Raw genomic sequence first — 24635 nt, forward strand, 5'->3', positions numbered from 1 at the left:
AATTTGATTCAATAAATACAACTAAATTTTAACCTATCATCATGAAAACAATCTATCTAACCAGTTTCCTTTTTTTAGCTTTCTTTTCTGTATCTCATGCACAAACGAAGACTAAATTAGATTCATCCAAACATTATAGGTATATCTTCACACCGAATTATTCAATTTTTGGGAATTTCAATACAAGTTCTAATTATCAAAAAACTCAAAAAGAAAATTTTAAAAATAACCTTAATACGATGGAGTTGATGTATAATTATGATAATCAGAAAAAACATAAAGTGAAAGTTAGTGGTAGTGCAAATACAATGAGTAATACACCTAGTTCCACTCCTCAAATTGGGATTGATGCTGATAAAACTTATACAGTTGGTTTTAGTGTAGAGTTCAATAAGAAAAAATAGTAAAAACAGTCTTCTTAACATTTCCCATCAAAAAACAATACTAAGTTAGAAAACAACTACCTTTGCATGCTGATTTAATATCACCCACGATTTCTAAATAAATAAGTACTACCAATTTCTTCCATGCGAAAGTTATTTTCATCCTATAAAGAACATTACATAGATACAATTCGATTAGCCACTCCTGTAGTGGTTTCTCAAGCAGGTCAAAACCTTACCAACATTTTGGATAATGTAATGGTGGGGCATTATAATACCGTAGATCTTGCAGGTGCAGGATTTGCCAATTCATTATTTGCCATTTTCTTAGTATTTGGTATTGGCTTCGCTGTGGGTGTAACTCCTTTAGTAGGAAAAGCTTTTGGACAGAAAAACTACAAAGAAATGGGTAGTTTGTTCCGTCATAGTATTACATTAAATACCATTTTTGTCATTTCAATTACGATCATCCTTCTTCTGTTATCTACCCTTATGGGGCACATGGGACAAACCGAAGAAGTAGTAGTGGCAGCAAGACCGTATTTATTGATCAATGCATTTTCATTAATTCCTTTAATGGCCTTCTTTACCGCTAAGCAATTCGCTGAGGGTGTGAAGTTTACCAAAGTTGCCATGTACTTTACATTATTGGCCAATATCGTTAACGTGATTATCAACTATATATTGATTTACGGAAACTTTGGAGCGCCGGAAATGGGATTATTAGGTGCAGGTATAGGTACATTTATCGCACGTTTAATCGCTTCAGTGGGTATGATTTGGTATGTATTGAAAAGCCCGTCTTTCCACCCATTCTTAGAAGGTTTTACTAAGGTGAAAATCAATAAAGATAGATTATGGCAACAGTTTAAAATGAGTATGCCTATTGGTTTGCAAGCCTTAATGGAAGTTGGTGCATTTGCAGTAGGTGCTATGATTATAGGAACGGTTGGTACCAACCCAATTGCTGCACATCAAATCGTAATGAGTATGATCTCTCTTACTTTTATGATGTTAAGTGGTGTTGCCTCTGCTGTATCCGTAAGGGTAGCCAATTATTATGGTCAAGACAATTGGGTAGAAGCAAGAAAAGCAGGTATGACGGGTGTTCAATTCGCCATGATAGCAATGTCTACATCGGCCATCATTTTCTATACATTTAATTCATTTTTACCTGAATTATATACGAGCGATCAAGAAGTAATTATGTTTGCTTCTCAAATGCTTGTGTTTGCTGCTTTGTTCCAATTATCAGATGGTTTACAGGTAATTATGACCGGTGCTTTAAGGGGTATTTCTGAAGTGAAAATGCCTACATTAATTTGTTTCGTATCGTATTGGGTAGTTTCCTTACCTATTGGCTACGTGTTAACTAATTATACTGATTGGAGTTTCCTAGGAGTTTGGATCGGTCTTACATTAGGATTAACATTGTCTGCTTTACTACTATTTACTAGATTTACATGGAAAACAAATCTAGAAATTGATAAGTTAAAGCCGCAGAAACAAAGTGCCTGAAGATAAAAAACAACAGCTCAGAAAAAGCTTAATTCAAAAGAGAAATCTACTTTCCCAACATCAAATTGATGTTGCAGAGGAAAGTATTAACGAACAGTTTTGGGAGAAAGTATCAACGTCTCCCAAAGTACTTCATACCTATATTCCAATCAATAAAGAAGCATCCACTTTAGGGATTATCAAAAAGGCACTTTCTTATGGTTGGACTATAGTTGTTCCTCAGACCTTAAAAAATAGACAAATGCGTCATCTAGTTTTAAGCAATTTAGATGACCTTGAGGAGGAGCGTTTTGGTACGTTCATTCCCAAAAATAAAGAGGAATACAAGGGAGCGATTGATATTGTTTTAGTACCTGGTGTTGGTTTTTCTAAACAACACGGTAGAATGGGGTATGGAGGAGGTTACTACGACACATTTTTACCTCAACATCCGTCGGCTAAAAAGTGGGGAATTACCTATAAATTTCAAATTATTGAAGATTTACCCTTGGAAGAGCACGATGTTTTGATGGATAGTTTGTTAATCGGGTAGATTTTTGATTTCAAACTTTTTACTTACTTCAACAAGCCTTATTTTTGTAGACTGAATGAGGGTTAGTGGAATACTCTAATTCGCATTCGCATAGAATAGTCTGACAAACAGCCTCAGTACACATTTTTAGTGAAAATATTTGACCGTTTACATATACAAAGGAATTCATTTTCTACTAAAAGGAAACTTTTCTTAATCAAGAAATCTTTCCGTTTTGTACGTGTGTGGATTTTCAGGTTTCTCGCTGTTTTCACTTTTCTTTGGATGTGTTTGATGAGTTTTTCTCAACTCCCTTTTGTTCAAACGGCCATCATCCATAAAGTCACACAAAAACTTTCCGATCAGTTTCATCATAAAACGACCATCGAATCTGTAAAACTCGATTGGTTCGATCGTTGGCGTCTTCAAAATGTAAAGATCGTCGACTTGGATAGTGTGCCTTTAATTTCTGTAGAAGAAGTTTCATTAAACTTCTCTTTTATCAACTTGCTTTATAATCAAGATAGATACATTCACATAGAAGATGCCATTCTAACAGGTGCGGATGTTGAAATGGTGATGGACGCTCGTCTAGATTCTATGAACAACATGACGCGGTGGATTAGGCACTTGGTAGGTGATCCAAAAGGGGAACATCGATACGACATCAAAGAGCCGAAAGATACGCATATTGTCTTTGAAAATGTACAGTTTGTAAACAGTAGATATTCACTTTATAATCCTTACGCTACACCTCGAGAAAGAGGAAAATTTGATGTAGCTGACATGGAATTCTTGAATATCGATGCCAAAGTCACCAACTTAAAAATCGATAGAGATACCATTGCCATGAACATCAAAGATCTTCATGCTTACGAGAGAAGGAGTCGATTGAGGTTAAAAGAAATGGATGGTGACTTTGCTATTTCCACCACAGGAATGTCCATTAAAAACCTCTATGGTAAAATGGGGTCGAGTTTTTTGAGTGGTGAAATATCCTTCAAAACAGACGATTATACAGACTACAACGATTTCTACTATTGTGTGTACATGAATGCCAAGTTGAAAAATAGTAGCATTCATACCAACGATTTGGCCAACTTCTTTACTTATTTTGATAGCATTCATGACTACATCAGTGGAGATGTGATTCTATCTGGAAGAGTAAACGATTTAGATGTTAAAGACACTAATCTAAGGTTTGGTCAGGGGAGTACCATAAGAGGCGATTTTAAATTCAATAAAATCATCGATAAGGAAAGAACAATAATGGATCTTAAGTTTGGAGATAGTTATTACTTTGTCGATGATCTTTTACCTTATGTTCCGGGAGAATACAGAGATTATGTAAAGCTTTTTGGAGCAGTAGCTATGTCTGGAGAGTTTAAAGGGACTTTAGATGAATTTGATTTAAATGGAATAGTGAATTCAGAATATGGGGTCATGGAACCCAAAATGGATATCAATATTCCTAAAGAAACATACATTGGTTATCTGAAAACAGACAGTCTAGACGTCGGTCAAATATTTGATGTCGACATGTTAGGACGAATGGATTTTGAGGGAGACATCAAAGGAAAAGGGTTCAATCCCAAAAGTATTCGTCTAAACGTAAATGCTCGAATGAGTAGTCTAGAACTGAACGATTACACCTATCATAATATCTACTTGGACAGTACCTACATGAAAGAAGGATTCTTTAGTGGAGGTTTTAGAGTAAACGACCCTAACCTGAAAATGTATGTGGATGGTATTTTGGATTTCAGAGATAGTACTTTCCAATTTGAATCAGGAATTTTTGCGAAAGACCTTCAAAAATTGAATGTAACTGAGAAGAAAATTGGTTTCCAAACCAGTATAGATGCAGAATTTGATAATGTAGGAGATAATGGTGTTTCAGGCGGCCTTTACCTGGACAATACTAGGCTATACAATGAGCAAAGAATATTGGATATCGAGAAAGTAACCTTAGTGACTACTATATCCAACTCTGGATTACGCTTGGTAAATTTCGACTCCGATTTCCTAGGGTTTGATATGGCAGGGTACTTTAATATCTCTCAACTCTCCAAGGACGTTAATAGAATTATCAAGGAGGCTGAATTATCTTTGTTTGATAAATCATCGGAAAAAGTAGAGAAATACTACTCGAAGAAGTCTAAAAAATTAGAAGAACAAGGGATAGATAGCTACTCCGTTGATATGGATTTACAGGTCTACAATGTCAATAACCTACTCTCAATTTTTACGGATAGTATAAAAATTGCCGATAATACCAATGCCATATTGGCTGCAGATTTTGGTGAAAGACAACATGTTTCAGCTCAACTGTATAGCGATCAATTATCGTTTTATGATGTTACTTTAGATTCCAATGTAATGGAATATGTCACAAATAAAGAGGCATTACAAGACGACTTTAATTCTTCTGTTAGAGTAGAATCAAAACATCAAAATATACGTGGAATCTTATCTTCTGATTTTGCTTTCCAAGCTTTCTCTTTGGATAATAAAATGGTGTTTAATACGCAGGCCAACTTCTATAAATATTCAACGAATATCGACCTAAAGGGGGATGTTAGTATTCACAGCGATTCATTGGTATTCCGTTTGCCACAATCGGGCATTTTATACAGGGATAAATATTGGACAACAGCTTCTACAAAAGCATCAAAAGTGATTGTGTATCTTGATGGTGTACATTTTGAAAACTTCCATCTATTTAATGATACTGAACAAATCTTATTGGATGGTTTTGCCAAAAAAGATACTGATCTCCCACTTCATATTAAAATAGATAACCTCAACTTAAATTATCTACCAGAGTTAACCGAACAAGATGTTAAAGGAGAAGTGGATAGCTTAGACGTCTACATAGAAAATGTCTTTGAGGAAATGAGGGTATATGGACATATGGACATTAAAGACCTAGAAGTAGATGGGTATTACTTGGGACAATTAACAGGAAGGTCGGATTGGTCTCAAGAAGAGTTGAATGTGAATTTCAATATCAGCGATTCTACCTCTCAGAAATTTAAACTAACAGGTACTTATTTTCCTCAGCTTCAAAAAGATCAATTTGATATGAAACTGGAGGTAAAAGAATTGCCTTTAGGTATTTTTCAGCCCTATGTCAACGAGGTCGTCGACCGATTGGATGGTGTCGCCACAGGTTGGATTAAAATTTCTGGAACAAAAGAAAAACCTAAACTTTGGGGGAATGTATTAGCCAAAGATGGTAACATCAAAATGGTTTACCTCAACGTAGATTATAAATTTGGTGAACAAGGGGATAATGCAAAAATTGAAATAAGGCCAACAGAAGTTAAGACTAAAAACCTAAAAGTAGTCGACGAATACGGTCATTTTGCCTTCTTAAATGGTGGACTAGAATTCGAAGAAGGATTCGAAAACATGATTGCCAGCTTAGAGGTATCCTTTGACGATTTCTTTATTATGAAAAAAGAAGAAGTCGGCAATGATTTATTCTACGGTACAGCATTCGGTACAGGAAATATCTCCGTTACCGGTCCATTCGACGATATTAATATTGATGTAACAGCCCGTGCCGATCAAAGAACAAAGATCTACATACCTCTGAATGCGATAGATTACTCAGAGGGAGATCCATATATTGTATATGTTCAGAAAGACACTGTTTTAACCGAAGAAAACAGTGATGAACAAGTAGTAGTTGAAAAAGAAACAACTACTGATCAAGCCAACTTCCAAGTAAATATGAATTTGGATATCACTCCTGATGCTTATTGTGAGATGATCTTTGATAAGAAAACAGGTGATATTATTCGAGGTAATGGAGAAGGAAAGCTTCAAATGAAAATCGATAAATACAGAAACTTTGAAATGTTCGGTAACGTCGAAATCGTAAAAGGAGCCTATAACTTTACCATGAAAGTAGCCGAATTTAACCTTGTCGATAAAAAGTTTGAAATCAACCCAGGTTCCACTTTATCTTGGAATGGAGACCCTTATGCCGCTCAAATGGATATTGTGGCCAAGTACAATCAAAGAGTAAGTTTATTGCCGTTAATTGATGTACAAGATTCTACAGTGAGAAATGCACCGGAAATCACAAAACGTTACCCTGCTGATGTGGACCTCTTAATCAAGGGAGATTTATCTACTCCAGTCTTAGATTTTGATATTGATATACACGATTATCCTGCCACAGTAGTGACCCAAGGTGGTCCCATTTCTTTAGAGAGTTATGTAGCAGGTTTTGAAGAAAGAATTCACAGAGACGAACAAGAACTGAACCGTCAGGTATTTGGTTTAATTGTATTGAGACAGTTATTATCCAACGATTCTTATACAGGATTTGGACAAACAGCCTCCAGTTCGGTATCCGAATTATTAACCAATCAGCTGAGTTATATTCTTTCCCAAGTAAACGAAAACTTTGAGGTCGATTTAGATATGAGTGGTCTCGACCGGGAAGCTTTACAGAACCTTCAGATGCGATTGTCTTATACTTTTGCCCAAGGTAAAGTGAGGGTCACCCGAGATGGTGGGTTTACAGATAATCAGAACCAAACAACGGCAGCTTCTGTATTGGGCGATTGGACAGTTGAAGTGGTCGTATCTCAGGACGGAGCTTTAAGAATGAAGTTCTATCAGAAATACCGACAAGATGTATATTATACCACAACCAATCAAGATAACACTTCTTTGACAGGGGCTAGTATGATGCACACCAAGAGTTTTGATAACTTCAAAGACATCACCCAAAGTCCTACAAAAAGAGAGTTGACAAAAAAACCGAAAGGTTATAAGAAATACATCCGAAAGAAAAAAAGAGCAGAAAAGAAAGCAAATAAACACCATGAAAAACATTCCGAGTAGCGAAATTATTGCCTGGTTTAAAGGCTTACAAAACGATATATGCAGAGACCTTGAAATCTTAGATGGTAAAGCAAAATTCCAAGAAGATCTGTGGGAACGCCCTGGTGGCGGAGGGGGAAGAACCCGAGTGATTAAAGGAGGAAACGTATTGGAAAAAGGTGGGGTAAACTTCTCTTTAGTAGAAGGAGATTTATCCGAACCAATGGCCAAAGCTTTAAAGGTCGAAAAAGCGGAGAAGTTTAAAGCAACAGGTGTTTCTATTGTGCTTCATCCGAAAAGTCCAATGGTGCCGATTATCCATATGAATGTTCGTTATTTTGAACTTTCTAACGGAACCTACTGGTTTGGTGGAGGCATCGATTTAACCCCTCATTATATTGATAAAGAAGCAGCTGCTCTTTTCCATGAACATCTTTCTGATGCTTGTGAAAATACAAAGGCAGGGTATTACGATCGCTTTAAAGAATGGGCAGATAATTACTTCTTCATTCCTCATAGAAATGAAACCAGAGGTGTGGGTGGTATTTTCTTCGATCGCTTACATCACGAAGCAGAAGGTTTAAACCCAGATCAACTGTGGCACTTTGTTCAAGATGTAGGAGAAGCATTCATTCCTGCCTACAAAGAACAAGCCCTTCGATTTAAAGACAAAGCCTACGGAGAAAACGAATTAAAATGGCAAAAACTACGTAGAGGTAGATATGCTGAATTTAATTTAGTTTGGGATAGAGGAACCAAGTTTGGTTTGGAATCCAATGGTAGAACAGAATCTATCTTAATGAGTTTACCTCCTGAGGCACATTGGGATTATGATGTCGTTCCAGAAAGTGGTTCTAAGGAAGAAGAAACACAATCTTTATTGAAAAAAGGAGTGGATTGGTTGAATCAATAATCCATTTGTATCAAGATATTAGGGAAGTCTATGAAAATGGACTTCCTTTTTTATTTAATCTTTTTTATGATCAATTAATTGGCTGATAATTATTGTGATACTAATATTATTCGTCAATTAATTTTTTAGAACTTAAAACTAACATAAATGAGAACTTTCATTCTTTCATTACTATTCATTCACCTTATCTCATTCGGAGTTTTTTCTCAAGAAAAGAAAGTATTGGAGAACTTCAACCTTAAACAAATTATCAACGAGGAAGGAAATGAAGCTATTCAGTGTTGGAAAGACTTCTTAGCCACAAAAGATGATACCCTTGGGAGTAAGTATTGGAACAAAGAAGAAGTAGAGAAATACGGGTTAAACGACTATTTCTTATTAGAAAAAGAGTCCAATTTTGGTACGGATAACTTTGTGAAGTTGATGGCATATGGAACCACAAAAATCATCAACTTAGTCAACAATAATGGTAGTTATTTTATCACAAGTATATTTGAGTTTCCACCCTATGAAGGAGTTGACTATCAAATGATGTACATTTTTGATGTGGTTGCAAAAAAAGTAGATGGAGAATTTAAACTTTATAATGCACTAACAGTCAACAAACAGGAAGTGTTGAACAAAAGTGTGGTAGGGCAATTGACTTATTATTATCCGGATAATTATACTTACTCATTATCAGAGGCTCAGAGATTGGACAAATACTTGGCAAAAACGTTTAAAGCTTTTGATGTGGAATACCCTAAAATCGAATGTTTGACAGCTTCAACAGCATCCGATTTATATAAAATGAAAGGGATACATTATACCATTAATTCACCGAGATCTACTCCTTTCGAAATTCCTCAGGGTATTGCCAATAGCATAAATAATATTGTATCAATGTCGGGTGGTAAGCAATTTTATCCTCATGAATTTTTGCATATCTTATTTTATGAAGTCAATCCAAAAACCAACATGTGGGCACTAGAGGGAGCTTGTACTTATTTTGGATTGAGTAGAGGAGAAGAGTTCGGATTTCATTTAAAGAAAATTCAAGAAAGTTTGGATGCTGGTAATGAGATTGATTTTTCTGAACTTCTAAAGACAAATAAATTTGATGAGATGACTTCTTACAGGTATGCTATCGGAGGCTTGGTGGTGTCCTTACTATTTGATAAAGGCAGTTACGATTTAGTCAAGAAATTTATTGTAGAAACTGATGCAACAGAAGAAAGTTACTACAAGTTCATCGAAGAGTATTTAGGCTGGAAAAAAGAGGACTTGGATGCAACAGTGAAGAAAGCGATGAAGGATTATCTTCAAAAGAATCAATAATATAAACTCCATATATACAAAAAGAGCTAGCGATTGAATATCACTAGCTCTTTTTGTTATAAGTAAGCCTTATTGGACCACTGTTAGATGAGTTGCATCTCTATGGTGTGTTCCAAAAAACTCACTATCATATTCTAGAATTACGGTATAAATTCCACTAGGAACTACCTTGTTTTGATACATACCGTTCCAACCTGAACCCTTTTCCTGGGCTTTACTTGAGTCTCTATATTTATTGTGGAAGATAATTTCTCCCCAACTATTGTAGATAGAAATCTCGAGGTTGATTACATATTTTGAACGAATTAAGAATTCATCATTTAAGCCATCTTTATTTGGTGTAAAGGCCGTTGGGTTGAAGAAAATCGGAGGACAACCTCTAGTCACATTCATGGTTGTGGTGTTCTCACAATTGTCTTCCGTTGAAGTATCAATAATTCGAACAGTGTATTCACCTCCATCATATCTGATCACAGAAGAAGTGGTTTCGTCCGAATCTTCCCAATGATACACATATCCCTGACCTTGAGGAGCTTGGATTTCAATTTGGTATAGCTCTTCAAAACAGAATAGTGTATCTGTAACTGCAAAATCAGGAGGTAATGGACGATGAATAAACTCATATTCGTGAGTAATTAAACATTGAACTCCAGATAAGGTATGCGTTACTAAATTTGTTAAAGTATAGATACCCGGTTCGCTTACTGTTACTTGAGGTCCTGTGGTACCATTCGACCATTTGTATTCACCAAGTACACCATCGAAACCTGTGATTGTACCATCAATTACGGTACTATCACCCTCACAAGCATAATAGATCGTGTTTTCTGCTTTAGGAAGTAAGATACTGTGTATGGTAACACTCTCTTCTACATAACAACCAATGTCATTCCATGCCTTAACGGTATATGTAGTAGATTCTTCTGTTGGAGTAACTGTAATACTTTCAGAACTTTCTCCAGTACTCCATTCAAAACGACTACCTCCAACGACTGATAAAGTGGTCGCTTCTCCTTCACATAAATAAAAATCTTCTTTTTGTTCAAGGTAAGGATAGTCGGTTACTCTCACATCTTGAATGATCTCATCAATACAACCTTTAAATGATTCAATGATGAGTTTCACTTTATATGTTCCTGATTCAGAATAGGTGAAAGTAGGATTTGATACCGTTGAACTCACTGTGGTAGAATCATTTTCCCAATCAAAATACCAAGTGATAATCTTTACAATGCTCGGGTCAACCCCAATATTTTGTCCGTTAAACGTCGAGGTATTCGTGAATATGGTTTCGTCTCCAATACAAACAGGTGGAGCATCAAAACTCATGATTGGAAGAGGGTGAACAATAATACTTTTTGATGTTGATTGAGGGTCACAAACATTATCTGCAGTAACAGTCAGTTGAACATCAAAAGTACCATGTTGTGTGAATTTATAAGTAGAAATAGCATCTTCTGATGTATAACTATCTATCACGGTAGCACCTGAAAGGATTTCCCATTTGTATTGTGTGATGACTCCGGCAGGGTAGGGAGCAAAATTCGATTGACTGCCATCAAAAGTAACAGAATCTAACATACATATCTCAGAGACAATATCAATTACTGGGATTGGAGGAGCGACATATTTTACATTGAATGTTCTTGTAGAATACCCCACTTTAGTGTCTGTATGGTTGTTGTTACTATCTTGAAAATCAGTGTAAACAGCATCTACCCATATTTCTAAGGTATAATCTCTACCATTGATGTTGTAGGGATCCACCTCAAAATATCCTCCAGAAGTTCCGTAGGTAAAGGTGGCTGTTGAGTCTGTACCACCATTGGCGGCTGGAATATCTACTCCGTCTACAGACCATTGATATTTGGTGGTTCCTTTATAACTGAATTTATCATGGACGACTAGATTGGCCACTTCAAAGTTTTCGTCGTAGCCTTTTACTGTACGTGAAAGGTCCGTCATACATATCACGACGTCTTCAATCTCAAGTTCTGGCTTTTTGAAAACTGTGACAGTTTCATCTGTAATAGCATCGTATTCACAAGTGGCTTCTTGATTATTTCCTAAATCTAAAATAGAGTAGAATACTAATTTTGGGGTGTACACCCAATTGGAGTCGTTGTAGAAGGTGAAGGTTTGTAAGGAATCCATGCCTTCGTAACCATCACCAGAAGCCCATATGTATCGTATTTCTTTTACTTCAGACGAAACAAATGCAGGAAGGGCTACCATATCCGTAGTTAAAGGTGCGTAACCCGCTTTTTTATTGATATAGAAAGATCCACTCACACCCTTTACAGAAATTGCTTTCGTTTCGGAAGTATAAGTACACCCTTGGTAATCTTCAGTTACCATATATACCTCAAAGTCACCTGCAGTAAAGAAATACTCGAATTGATCACCGTAAACTTCGATTTCATTCACTAATAGGCCATCCTGTAAAATGTACCATGTTCTTTTACCAATCGGTACATCACCACCACCGTAGTATTTTCTTAACGTAGAATTACCTGATGTTCCATCTGCATTATCAAAGAAATCGACCACTGCAGGACAGTTTAATTCAACATCGGAAGGAGTAAAATCAGCTTTACCGACAGGTAATTCAGGGACATCAAAAGAAAAAGTATCGGAAGTTGAACATCCGTTATAATCAGTAATTTCCAATGTCATGGTATGTGTACCTGCTTCCCAATTATCAAATCTAAATACGTAGTTCGATCGATTATTCTCGTTAATCACTTTTGTAGTTCCAGAAGGGTCAGTATGTGTCCACTTATAATTAGAATAATAGGGGACATAGACATTACTTGAGTTAATATTCGGATCGATAAACGTTTGTACATAATCACATTTAAAATTAAAATCAATATGATTAGACACATTACTTGATATATTGATAATAGGTTTTGTGACAATAGAACTTCGTGTATTGGAGTAGACTTCACAGTTGGTTACACTACTGTAAACCACTAATTGTACATCGTTTTCTTTTCCTTGAGGAACACTTAGTTCATCAAAAGTATATTTTAAATCAGAGATGTTTTTACCTGTTCCACTTAGGATTTCATCTCCATTTACAAACCAAGACCATCTTGGATTTGGAGCTTCGATTTTAGATCCCGATCGAACAGAATAAGTGATTTCGTCACCCAAGCATATCCCACTACTAGATTGATCAATAGTAAAATCCATGGCATATACTTTAATTTTACCTTGGGTAGTGGTTTCAGAACAACCATTGTAATAGTTTACATTCAGTTCAATCACCCAATCGCCAGGATAGTTAAAGACCATGCTTTGTCTTCTTGTCGAGTAGCTAGGGTATATTCTTTGATTAGTGGTTTCATTTCTAAACGACCAAGAGTAATTTCCGCCTTCCGTATTTTTAGGATCAAAGAATAAAGTAGACCCTTGGCAAATTTCTGTAGGGTTTGCATACGCATTGATATTATCATGAAGCGTAAAATCCCAATGAATATCTACTGGATCTGGTTTTGTGGCGATGGTTAAATAATCGGTGTAAGTATGCTCACAATAATTAGGAGGAGTGACTGATGGAACAGATGTAGTATTCTCTATAGTAAGAGAAACCTCAATGTAATCACCATAATCTATATTTAGAGCCAAGAAGTCAGGGTGATTGACAATATCTTCGTTGATGTCTTTAGTGACAATTTGAGCGGAATCTTGACCGACCTGTATATTCCAAATGTAATCGCTATTTGGTTCTGCTCCTTTCGACAAATTTCTGATAACAATTTTACTAGGATCACACAATTGTGATACACCCAATAAGAAATATGCTCTAGGCTCTAGAATCGTGATTTTTTTATAAACCGCAGGTCCCTCACAACCATCTTGAACTATTTTTAGACCTACATTGTATTCTCCCGGATCTAAGTGATCATAGGTTTGAGCACCATGTCTTCCTGGAGATTCAGACCATCTATTGTTGCCAAAATAGTCCCATAAGAAAGTCACTTCGCTCTCAGGAACACCACCCAAATCTGTGGTATTATTAAAGTTGATGAGCGTATTGTTACAAAAGTCAGGACCGTCCAATACTTCAAAATCGGCTGTAATCGCTTTACCTACTTTCAATACATCTGTTGCAGTGACTGTACATCCGGCTGGGAAATCAATTGAAACGGAAATGTCATAGGTATCAGCAACCAAATTACTCATCAAAAAGCGTTTGTTTCTAGAAGTGACGGTTGTACCAGTATTTCTTCCTTGTGCCGTCCAAGTTCTTGATGAGGAGTTATCACTTATAATTTTAGAATCCTGTTCTAATTCATACCCAATTTCTAACGTATGAGGAGCACAAGCATCTTGTAAATCGATAATTTCTGCTGTGATAGGATAAGACGAGATATCAATTTCCGTAATGATACATTCACCGGCATCATTCGAAATCAATTCTATGGTATGTTCACCATAACCACTTAAGGAAATTCTAGGTCTTCTTTCATTTTCGAATAAACGAGTATCAGAACCTTTTATACGCCAAAAGTAATTGTTGATATCATGTAAATTAGCAATGTATAAATCTACAGAAAACGATTCGGTACAAAACATTTCTCTATTCGCAGAAATATAAATGTCTGATAATTCCATAGGAGGAATCGTAATTACTTGAGAATAACTACAGCTACTTCCTACATAAGCAGTTACCGTTACGTTTTTACTGAAATTACTACTATTTGTAAAATTATGGGTGATTTTATCAGGATATACCGAAGTGACTTGAGGACCAGATCCAAAATCCCATCTTATTTCTTGATCCTGTAAATTATCGGGTAAGCTTGGAGTGAAAGTCACAGGGTATAATGCACAATAGGTATTAGGAAGCTCATAGGTAAACATATCGCTACCTGCATCTAATGCTACGGGAACGATGACTGTTTGTGAACATCCACCATAGGTAGCAGTCAAAGTTAAAGTGTACTGATCTCCATTTGATATATCATAGAAATGAGTCACAGAAGCACCTTGAGAAGTGTTTCCATCTCCAAAATCCCAATCGTAAGTCATCCCGCTATTGACTTGTGAGCCTGTAGCATCAAAAATTGCAGATGCATTAAATGTTTGATTAATACTAGTCTGACATGTAATTAAAGCTGCAGGAGTAACGCTCGGAACTATTAATTCTGATATCGTAATGAACTCTTGTTTTTGAACAATATCACATCCATTAGGCGTGGTACCTCTAATAGTTGCAATATATGGTTGCCCTCTAGCAGGCAAAGGTCTTGAAAGCTCACCTTCATCGAGTACCTGACCATTTAATATAAATTGAACACTACTTAATTCTATACTTGAATTAACTGTAAAAGAGATTTGATCACCTTCACAACCTGCCGTAGCACTCGCAGTAAAATCTACTTCAGGTGAAGTCGAAATTTTTATGGTTGATCTTAAAGTTTTCGAAGTTCCTCCTTGTATAAAGGTAACGACAAAACTAAATGTTTTATCTTGATCTGTTTGGAAAGTATGGAAAGGGTTGGTTTCTGTTGAAGTATTTCCGTCGCCAAAATTCCATGAGATATTAGTAATACTCCCTTTACCTTCATCATTAATGTAGAAATAGGAGTAAAATGTTTTACAACGATCGATTGTATTATTCGTAATATCTTCACCTCCTGACATTCCTACACTTTCTTTTGCCATAATTTTTTGGGCAATTGAAACTTGAGGTAATAAGAATAGAAATGAAATTAAGGTGATAGTATATATTAGTTTGTTTTTCATTTTGTTGTTTGCTTACTACTAAAGTGTTGGTATTGGACAGTTGGCATGATTAGGAATTTGCTTCTTCAAGTTCCTTTTCTTGAAATAATTCGGGAAGAAATTGAAATCGTATCGAACAGAGATTTCATGGGAATTACCTTCACCTACTGTTAGTCCTCCGATAGGAATATCAAAACTATAACCGATAGTAAATTTTCGAACTTTCACACCAGTTAATAGTACAATGGCATCATGGTTTAACTTATCCGGATGACTATTCAGTTTTAAAGGAAGTCCTCTATACCAAACACCAAAAATCAAAGGGTTGTAATTTATGTTAGCTCCCAAACTTAATTGATCACTTGTTCCTTGATTTTGGTAATGCATCATCAAAGAAATAGTCTTATCATCATAATTTGCTATAGCCCCTTTCCAACGGTGGGTGAGCGGTATTTTATAACCTAAGTTTAAGCTAAATCGCATCGGTAAAATATCCACCCCATTTTCTAATCTAGAGATATTTGGTTGGTTGATATGATAGAGTGCAACTCCCGCCCAAAAATGATTCGCGTAGAACATTACCCCAGATGAAATATCAGGATATATTTTATTTTGATCAGAAAGCTTGTCTGCTGTGGAGCCATTGATATTTCCATTATTATCAATTTGGTCATCAAAAATAAGGTGATTAAAACCCAAAGTAGATTGTTCAAATCCGCCTTGAAGTCCAAAGCTTAGATTGTATTTTTTATTGATTTTTAAATGGTAAGCCCCCGTTACATTAAATGAAAATCGCTGAAAAGCGGTTCCTGAAGTTACATTTAAGATATCCTGATGTGCTAATACACCTAGTCCAATATTCTTCTTAGGAATGGGCGTGTCAAAGGAGGCCATAAATGTATTGTAATTTAATGGAACACCTATCCATTGATTACGGTAATTAATGTTTGCTCTTCCGTCTCCTCCTGTTCCTGCAAGAGAAGGGTTTAGATAAAGAGGTGAAGCGTAATATTGTGATAACTGAGCATCTTGAGCTTGTGAATAGTTTGCAAAGAAAAAGATGAACAGTATACCAAAAAATAGTTTAGCTATTAAGCTAATTGGTTTTGAATACATAAGTTTGTTTGTAGGCACAAGTAATAGTTGATACAAAACAAACTTACACAATTTTCACATATTTTACGCAATGCTAGTGAATAGATAAAGTGATTTTTCTCAGGTAATAAAAAGAGCTAGCGATGTTCAATCACTAGCTCCTTGTGTTTATCAATAGTTTTATGGTTATAATATCTCTTTTAATATCTTATCATACCTTCGAAAGTACTACTCACTTTATTCGGTACTAATTGTCCTCTCATTTTCAACTGACTATTACTGAATACACCATTTACAGTAGCATTACAGAAATTTCCAGTACCATCAAGGTCATAAGCAACACGAGCTGTAAGAACAGATCCCATAATGTTGAATTCTACTCTTGTACGTCCTGTCTTTTCGTCTTTGGTTACTTTCCAGTCACTAATACGACCGTCAACAGTAATACCGCCGACACCATTCCAACCCACAAGGTGAGCAGAACCAATCTGAAGAACACCTGTATTTCCTTCTACTTTTAAGAAGTTGATGTTCGATTGAACGTTTACTGTTCTACCTCTTCTATCATATAATTGAGTTGCTTCCAGAACAAAAGATTGACTATCAATAGCAGCATTAGCTTGTTGATTTACTAACTTTTCTAACGCTTCACGTTGTGCCTTCTTTTCTTCTTTTGCTTTTCTTTTTTGTTCTTTTTTAAGGGCCTTCTGTTCCTTCTTAGTTAATGTTGTGTCTTGAACAATATCCAAAGCACTTGCCGTAAAAGAAATTCCAATAATAAGGAAGATAGATAGGATGAATTTATATATGTTACTCTTTTTCATAGTATAATAGATTTTGTCTTTGAATCAGTGTTACATTTCATATAACGGAGATACATCTTTAAAAAATGATAAATTCTAAAAAATAAAAGTTAATTTGATGTTAAACAATTATTTTTATTCAATTTATAGTGTATGAGGTATTGATTTATAGTTGATTATAATTCAATAAGTTTTCAATGAAATTAAATAATTATTTGTTTATGTTGAAATTAATTTTTGATTTTATCTAAAGTCAACACTCTTTTTTTATTACCTTCAGATTCATAACTTTTAAATATCTATTGATAATGAACCCAAAACTAGAAAATGCCCGAAACCTCTATATGGAGGGAATCAGAGACGGTAATGCAAGAGAAGCCGTGACCAAATACACAGGCGACCGCTATACACAACACAGTACAGGAGTAAGAGATGGAATTGAAGGTTTTGTAGAATTTTTCGAACCTTTTATCAAAAGAACACCCAAAAGAGATATTCAAATTGTTCGTTCTATGGTCGATGGACAATACGTATTTGTTCATGCTTATCAGAATCTAAATGATGGTGCAGCCCAATGGGTAACAACAGATTTCTTCGATACAGACGAAAACGACAAAATCGTTGAACATTGGGACGTAATTGCAGAGTATTATGATAACACCCCATCGGGGCATACAGCTACAAATGGTCATACAGGACTAACTGACCTTGATAAAACCGACGAAAATAAAGCTCTTGTAAAAAGCTACATAGAGAATATATTAATGGATGGAGGCGATGCTGATAAATTAGGTGATTATATTTCCAAAGATCAACTTACCCAACACAGCAAACAATTAGAAGATGGTTACGATGCTTTATACAAAGTACTTAGTGATACCAACCGTCCACTTAACTTTAAAGAAATTGCGCTGTTAGTAGGGCAAGGAAACTTCGTTGCCACGCTTTGTAAAGCGAATTATAATGATGGAAAGATGGATCAAGATCTTGCTCAAGTCGATATTTACCGTATTGAAAATGGGAAGATTGTAGAGCATTGGGATAATGTTGAACCTGTTCCAGAGAATGATGTGAATGGGGGGAAATTCTAGTCCATTTTTTAAATCAAATGATAAGTAGGTAGTTGAATTAAACGGCTACCTATTTTCTTTTTTCTAAGCATAAGTTTAATTGTAAATGTTACATTATATTTTTCATCACTTGTTCAATTCATAAAAAAATATTTATATTTGAAAGAGATTGATATAGATCTATACAACGAGATTTTCTATAACAGCCACAATAACTGAACTGTTTTATTATAATTTTTTGATAGTTTTTATTATCAGAAAGTTGATTTTTTATAATATCGAGCTATTTGATTAACGTTAATATGAATGATAAGACTATACTTCAAGATTTTAAAGATGGTAAGGCGTATGCCCTCAAATCATTGTTTGATCAGTATGGCAAAAGAGTATATGGAATGGTCTATGGCTATTTCAAATCAAAAGAAGAAAGCGAGGAAACAGTTCAAGATGTGTTCTTAAAGCTTTGGAGATACAAAGACAATATTAACGTAGAACAAGGTGTAGAAGCTTATTTATTCCGTATTACTAAAAACGAAATTCTCAACAGAATCCGAAAGCAAAAATTAGTAACTGTTGATATTGATGGTACGGGTGGAGAAGTTGTTTCCTTAACAGAAACTCCAGAAGATATTATCGATTTTAAAATGAAAATGGAGGTTGTTGCTGAAATTATTAAGGAATTACCTGATAAAGCAAAAGCCGTTTTCATGAAGAAACGTATGGAATGTAAAACCAACAAAGAGATTGCAGAAGAAATGGGGATTTCGGTAAAAACGGTTGAAAATCATATGACGAGAGCTTCTAGTTTAATCAAGAAAAGACTATCAGAAGAACAAATTATTGTGTTTATGATTTTCTGGTGTACCAACAATTTTTTCTAAAAAATCCAATATAGAATTAGGGGGAATCAAGGCTGACCTGTGTAGTACCTTATAAACAGATTCGATTTTTATTGATTGAACGAAATTTCAATAAAAACTGAACAGGCATTCTTAATTCTATATTGAAATGAAATTTTTTAATTATTTATTATCAACACTTTTCTTACTAAGTGCATTTGGTTGTCAACAAACACAAGCACCAAAAAGTGACATGGATGTTTTTGTAGATAACTTGATATCGCAAATGACATTAGAAGAAAAGGCAGGACAGCTAAACCTAATACCTTACGAAGGATCTGTAGATGATCCCGAGTTTATTAATCAGCTAGAAAATGGAAGAGTTGGTGCCATCTTAAAATCAAATGGTGCGGCTAGAAATAGACAAATTCAAGAAATAGCGATTCAAAAATCAAGGTTGAAAATTCCGATCATGTTCCAAGAAGATGTGATCCACGGGTATAAAACAATTGCTCCAGTTCCATTGGCAGAAGCAGCAAGCTGGAATATTCAATTAATAAAAGAATCAGCAAAAGTAGCGGCAGTAGAAGCGGCGGCATCAGGTATTCATCTTACTTATGCTCCAATGGTAGATATTTCTGTAGACCCTCGTTGGGGTAGAGTATTGGAAGCAGGTGGAGAAGATGTATACTTAGGAAGCCTTATCTCTAAAGCAAGGGTTGAAGGTTTTCAAGGAAATCAATTAGACGATCCCAATACAGTAATGGCTTGTGTAAAACACTTTGCTGGTTATGGGGCATCTTTGGCGGGTAGAGATTACAACATTATTAATTTCAGCGATAGAGAAATGATGGAAACATATGTTCCTCCGTTTAAAGCGGCTATCGACGCTGGAGTAGGAAGTGTGATGTGTGCCTACTCTGCAGTACAATCCATTCCTGCAACTGCAAATAAATACTTACTGACCGATCTATTAAAAAAGGAACTTGGTTTTGATGGTTTTTTAATGACCGATTGGAGTACGATTTCGAACTTGGTATACACAGGTGTTGCAGAAAATGATACTATTGCAGCAAAGTTGGCACTTGAAGCCGGAATTGAAATGGATATGAAAGCAGAAGTTTTTGTGAACCGATTACCTGATATGGTGAGGGATGGAATCGTGAAGGAAGCGTTGGTTGATAATGCGGTGAGGAAAGTATTGGAAGCAAAATATAAATTAGGCTTGTTCCAAGATCCTTACAGTTACTTTGATGAAACTCGAGAGAAAAAAGTAGTAATGAGTGCTGATCATCAACAAAAAGTGAAGCAAATGGCTTTGGAAAGTATGGTCTTACTTAAAAATGAAAATGTCTTACCCATTTCAGAAAAAAAGAAAAACATCGTAGTTGTCGGTCCGTTAGCTAAAACTAAGAAAGATTTATTAGGTTGGTGGTTCTGTAAAGGAGAAGAAGAAGATGTGATCTCTATTTATGAAGGAATTGAACAACATTCTTCTAAGCCAAAATTAAGATTTGCTCAAGGATGTGAGATTGATAGCTTTAGAGTTGCAGGTAAAGAACTGATACCTCAGGCAGTTAGAGCTGCTAAAAATGCAGATATAATTGTGGCAGTTATAGGAGAAGAATATTGGATGAGTGGAGAAGGTGGAGGAGTAGCTAACTTACGTCTACCAAGTGCTCAAGAAGAACTGATAGCAGAATTAGGAAAGTTAGGCAAACCTTTAGTTTCTGTGGTGGTATCAGGAAGACCGTATGTGTTGACAGATATTGCCGAACACTCCGATGCTGTACTTCAAGCTTGGATGCCTGGAACTATGGGAGGAGAAGCTGTTGCAGAAATCTTATTTGGTGATTTTAACCCGGTAGGAAGATTACCAATGACATTCCCTATTCACGAAGGTCAAGTACCAATTTATTATAATTACAGAAAGACATCCCACGATTTCAATGCTCCAGATCGTTATTCTACTCGTCATTTAGACATACCTCACGAGCCGCTTTATCCTTTCGGTTATGGTTTGAGTTATGCTAAATTCAGCTACGGTGAAATTGAATTGGATAAACCACAATTCTCTATGAACGAAGAGCTAACGGCAAGCATTGAAGTGACCAATATGGGAGAAGTCGAAGGAACGGAAACGGTACAAATGTATATCAGAGACAATGTTTGTCAGATCACTCGCCCTGTAAAAGAATTGAAAGGTTTTCAGAAAGTGAATCTATCACCAAATGAAATCAAAAAGGTTTCGTTTACCATCACTAAAGACGATTTAACCTATCTAGATAAGGACTTAAAAATGGCGGTTGATGCTGGAGAGTTTACGCTGTTTATTGGTCCAAATTCATCAGAAAATAAACAAACAACATTTACTCTTAAATAATAGAATTATGAAATGGAAAAGTTATCTGTCAATTGTTTTAATGACAGTTTCCTCTTATTCCTTTGGTCAGAACCTTGTGAATAAAGAGACGGAAAAAAAGATAGATGAGTTATTGTCTAAAATGACCATCGAAGAAAAAGTTGGACAAACTGTTCAGTATTCAAGCTTATGGGAATTAACAGGTCCGATGCCTAATGGTGAAAGCGAGAAGGTGCTTTATGAGAAAATTGTATCCGGTAAAGTAGGTTCACTTATCAATATTACGGGTACTGAAGCAGTACGTAAAGCACAAGAATTAGCAATAAACGAATCGAGATTAGGTATCCCTTTAATCTTTGGTTACGATGTAATACATGGGTTTAAAACCATGTTCCCAATTCCATTGGCAGAGGCTTCTTCTTTTGATCCAGAAGTAGCTAAAAGATCTGCAGAAGTGGCGGCAGAAGAAGCTGCAGCAGCAGGCTTGAATTGGACATTTGCACCAATGGTCGATATCAGTAGAGATGCTCGATGGGGTAGAGTAATGGAAGGAGCCGGAGAAGATACATACTTAGGGGCAAAGTTTGCTTATGCAAGAGTGAAAGGTTTCCAAGGAGATGATTTGTCTTCAAGAAAAACAGTAGCAGCCACTGCCAAACACTTTGCAGCTTATGGTTTTTCTGAATCTGGACGAGATTATAATGCTGTAGATATTAGTCATTCTACCTTACACAATGTTGTTCTACCTCCATTTAAAGCTTGTGTAGACGCTGGTGTAGCCACATTTATGAACTCTTTCAATACCATTGGAGGTGAACCTTCTACAAAGAATAGTTATTTACAACGCGATCTTCTTAAAGGAGAATGGGAGTTTGATGGCTTTATCGTATCCGATTGGAATTCTATTGGCGAGTTGCAATATCAAGGAGTCGCAGGGTCTCCTGCAGAAGCGGCTCAACAAGCTATTGTTGCTGGTTCAGATATGGATATGGAAGGCAATTGTTACAGTACTTCTTTAGGTGATTTGATCAATCAAAAGAAAGTAAACGAGGAATTACTTGATGAAGCAGTACGAAGAATTTTGAGAGTTAAATTCGCTTTAGGTCTATTTGATGATCCTTTTAAGTATTGTGATGCAGCTTATGAAAAAGAAACTGTTTATGCGGAGAAATTCAGAAAAGATGCCCTTAATGCCGCTTTAAAATCAATCGTTTTATTGAAGAACGAAGATCAAATTCTTCCACTTAATGCCCAATTAGATCAAGTGATGTTGACAGGTGCATTAGCAATCGATAAAGATTCTCCTATTGGTAACTGGAGAGCACAAGCTATTCCAAAATCAGCAGTTTCTTTATTGGAAGGAATGAAAGAAGTTCAGAATAACCTGACCTATGTTCAAGGACCTGACTACGTAAGAAACGATTCCCTTACTTTCTTAAGCTTGTTGGATATCAACGAAACAGATAGAACAGGAATTAAAGAAGCCGTAAAAGCAGCGAAGAAAGCCAAAGTTGTGGTCATTGCAATGGGAGAAAATTGTTTCCAATCTGGTGAAGCAAGAAGTCAGTCAGAAATTGGCTTCAAAGGCCTACAATTGGAGTTGTTCGAAGAGATTTATAAAGTCAATAAAAATATAGTAGTTGTTTTAATGAATGGTCGTCCGTTGGATCTTACGCCAATTCAAGACAAAGCAAAAGCGATTGTAGAAACATGGTTCCTAGGAACAGAATCGGGGAATGCTATTGCACAAGTATTGTATGGGGAGTACAATCCATCGGGTAAACTACCTGTTTCAATGCCAAGAGGTATAGGGCAGTTACCTATTTATTATAACAAAACCAATACAGGTCGCCCAACGAACGAGGATGTGATCTTTACTTCAAGATATACAGACATAAAATCATCTCCGTTGTATCCGTTTGGCTATGGATTAAGTTATACGACCTACGACTACAAAGATCTTAAATTATCATCTTCAAAAATGATCGAAGAGGGAAATTTAGAAGTGTCAGTGAAGGTAACGAATACAGGAAAAGTAGCAGGAGAGGAGATTGTTCAGTTGTACATTAGAGACAAAGTAGCAAGCTTAGCTAGACCACTTAAAGAGTTAAAGAGATTTGAAAAAATCACATTAAAGCCTGAAGAGTCTAAAACCATCAAATTCACTTTAACGAAGGAAGATTTAGCCTTTTATACATCAAATAATCTTTGGGAAACTGAAGATGGAGTGTTTGATATTTGGGTGGGACCTCATTCTGATGAAGGTTTACATGCAACTTTCGAATATGTATCGAATAATGTCAATCAGTAAAAGATAAAGTGATGAAAAAACAGACATTATTCCTATTAGGCCTTTTATTATCCACTTTTAGTTGGGCACAAAAACAAATTTTGCCCGACTTCCATGCTGACCCTTCCATTCATTTTTGGGAGGGGAAGTATTGGCTTTATCCATCAACAGATGAGAAAGGTAGTAAGACTTGGAATGAGATGAAAAGATGGAGTACTTACTCTTCTTCAGACTTGGTCAATTGGAAAGACGAAGGACAAATATTTAGTTTAGATGACATTTCATGGGCATCAGAGGCGGCTTTTGCTCCTGATGCCATGGAATGGAAAGGGAAATATTATTTCTTCTTCCCGGCGGGGTTTCAGATTGGCGTTGCTGTATCGGATCGACCTAATGGACCTTTTAAAGATGCTTTAGGTAAACCGCTTATTAAAGCCAATGCAATTGATGGAGTACTGACTTTCGATCCATGTATTTTTATAGACGATGACAATACTCCCTATTTATATTATGGAGGTGGCTTCGGTGCAGCAGTCGTTAAATTAAAAGAAGACGTTATCACTTTAGATGGAGAAATTCAGAAGCTTCCATTGAAGAATTACGGAGAAGGAATTTGGGTGCATAAAAAAGACGATACCTATTATTTTTCTTATCCGATACATATCGAAAGAGATGGGAAAACAAAACAGTTATTGGCTTACAGTACATCGGATTCTCCCACAGGACCTTTTGAGTATAGAGGAATTATCTTGGATAATGATTCAAGAAATTCACATCATTCCATTACAGAAATCGATGGACAGTCGTATTTGTTTTATCACGTTCAAGGACCAAGTCCTTACGAAAGAAGAGTGTGTGTAGACTATTTGAATTACTATGAAGATGGAAGTATTCAAGAAGTAAAAATGACAAAAGAAGGCATTCAACCTTTACCTATAAAGCAATAGGCATTTTAA

Annotated in this window: 14 protein-coding genes; 11 read left to right on the top strand and 3 right to left on the bottom strand. The window is 35.9% G+C overall.

Annotated features, from left to right (window positions below; all coding sequences use genetic code 11):
* The first annotated feature begins 41 nt into the window (after positions 1-41).
* The 6 genes from KMW28_RS06350 to KMW28_RS06375 all read left to right on the top strand — a co-directional run bounded on the left by KMW28_RS06350 (position 42) and on the right by KMW28_RS06375 (position 9484).
* Positions 42-404 carry a hypothetical protein gene (locus KMW28_RS06350; RefSeq protein ID WP_169664121.1) on the top strand — a complete coding sequence of 121 codons (363 nt, stop codon included), beginning with the start codon at positions 42-44 and terminating at the stop codon, positions 402-404.
* Positions 405-527: 123 nt separating this feature from the next.
* On the top strand, positions 528-1901 hold the full coding sequence (locus KMW28_RS06355) for an MATE family efflux transporter (RefSeq protein ID WP_169664120.1): 1374 nt from the start codon (positions 528-530) through the stop codon (positions 1899-1901).
* On the top strand, positions 1894-2433 hold the full coding sequence (locus KMW28_RS06360) for a 5-formyltetrahydrofolate cyclo-ligase (RefSeq protein ID WP_169664119.1): 540 nt from the start codon (positions 1894-1896) through the stop codon (positions 2431-2433). Before KMW28_RS06355 ends, KMW28_RS06360 begins: the two co-directional genes overlap by 8 nt.
* 273 nt (positions 2434-2706) lie before the next feature.
* Positions 2707-7275 carry a translocation/assembly module TamB domain-containing protein gene (locus KMW28_RS06365; RefSeq protein WP_169664118.1) on the top strand — a complete coding sequence of 1523 codons (4569 nt, stop codon included), beginning with the start codon at positions 2707-2709 and terminating at the stop codon, positions 7273-7275.
* The gene (gene hemF, locus KMW28_RS06370; RefSeq protein WP_169664117.1) at positions 7256-8167 is read left to right on the top strand and encodes an oxygen-dependent coproporphyrinogen oxidase; all 912 of its coding nucleotides are present in this window, start codon (positions 7256-7258) and stop codon (positions 8165-8167) included. Before KMW28_RS06365 ends, hemF begins: the two co-directional genes overlap by 20 nt.
* 147 nt (positions 8168-8314) lie before the next feature.
* Complete coding sequence (locus KMW28_RS06375; RefSeq protein WP_169664116.1) at positions 8315-9484, top strand: hypothetical protein; 1170 nt, start codon at positions 8315-8317, stop codon at positions 9482-9484.
* Positions 9485-9553: 69 nt separating this feature from the next.
* Here KMW28_RS06375 and KMW28_RS06380 read toward each other — a convergent pair whose 3' ends face one another.
* From KMW28_RS06380 to KMW28_RS06390, 3 genes are all read right to left on the bottom strand, one after another.
* A complete protein-coding gene (locus tag KMW28_RS06380) occupies positions 9554-15241 on the bottom strand; it encodes a PKD domain-containing protein (protein ID WP_169664115.1) in 5688 nt (1895 codons plus the stop codon).
* An 18-nt stretch (positions 15242-15259) separates the two neighbouring features.
* Complete coding sequence (locus tag KMW28_RS06385) at positions 15260-16336, bottom strand: PorP/SprF family type IX secretion system membrane protein (RefSeq protein ID WP_169664114.1); 1077 nt, start codon at positions 16334-16336, stop codon at positions 15260-15262.
* Between the two features lie 179 nt (positions 16337-16515).
* The gene (locus KMW28_RS06390) at positions 16516-17139 is read right to left on the bottom strand and encodes a DUF4251 domain-containing protein (RefSeq protein ID WP_084005827.1); all 624 of its coding nucleotides are present in this window, start codon (positions 17137-17139) and stop codon (positions 16516-16518) included.
* Positions 17140-17426: 287 nt separating this feature from the next.
* Between KMW28_RS06390 and KMW28_RS06395 the strand changes: the two genes are divergently transcribed.
* From KMW28_RS06395 to KMW28_RS06415, 5 genes are all read left to right on the top strand, one after another.
* Entirely contained in the window at positions 17427-18209 is a 783-nt protein-coding gene (locus KMW28_RS06395; RefSeq protein ID WP_066209107.1) for a nuclear transport factor 2 family protein, read from the top strand.
* 281 nt (positions 18210-18490) lie between these two features.
* Positions 18491-19069, top strand: a complete 579-nt coding sequence (locus KMW28_RS06400; RefSeq protein WP_169664113.1) for an RNA polymerase sigma factor — start codon at positions 18491-18493, stop codon at positions 19067-19069.
* A 127-nt stretch (positions 19070-19196) separates the two neighbouring features.
* Positions 19197-21410 (top strand): beta-glucosidase BglX, encoded by a 2214-nt coding sequence (gene bglX / locus KMW28_RS06405; RefSeq protein WP_169664112.1) that lies wholly within the window; start codon positions 19197-19199, stop codon positions 21408-21410.
* A gap of 7 nt (positions 21411-21417) precedes the next feature.
* Positions 21418-23700 (top strand): beta-glucosidase BglX, encoded by a 2283-nt coding sequence (gene bglX, locus KMW28_RS06410; protein ID WP_169664111.1) that lies wholly within the window; start codon positions 21418-21420, stop codon positions 23698-23700.
* Between the two features lie 11 nt (positions 23701-23711).
* On the top strand, positions 23712-24626 hold the full coding sequence (locus KMW28_RS06415; protein WP_169664110.1) for a family 43 glycosylhydrolase: 915 nt from the start codon (positions 23712-23714) through the stop codon (positions 24624-24626).
* Positions 24627-24635: the final 9 nt, after the last annotated feature.

Origin of the sequence: Flammeovirga yaeyamensis (assembly GCF_018736045.1) — a bacterium.
Classification (GTDB): Bacteria; Bacteroidota; Bacteroidia; order Cytophagales; family Flammeovirgaceae; genus Flammeovirga; species Flammeovirga yaeyamensis.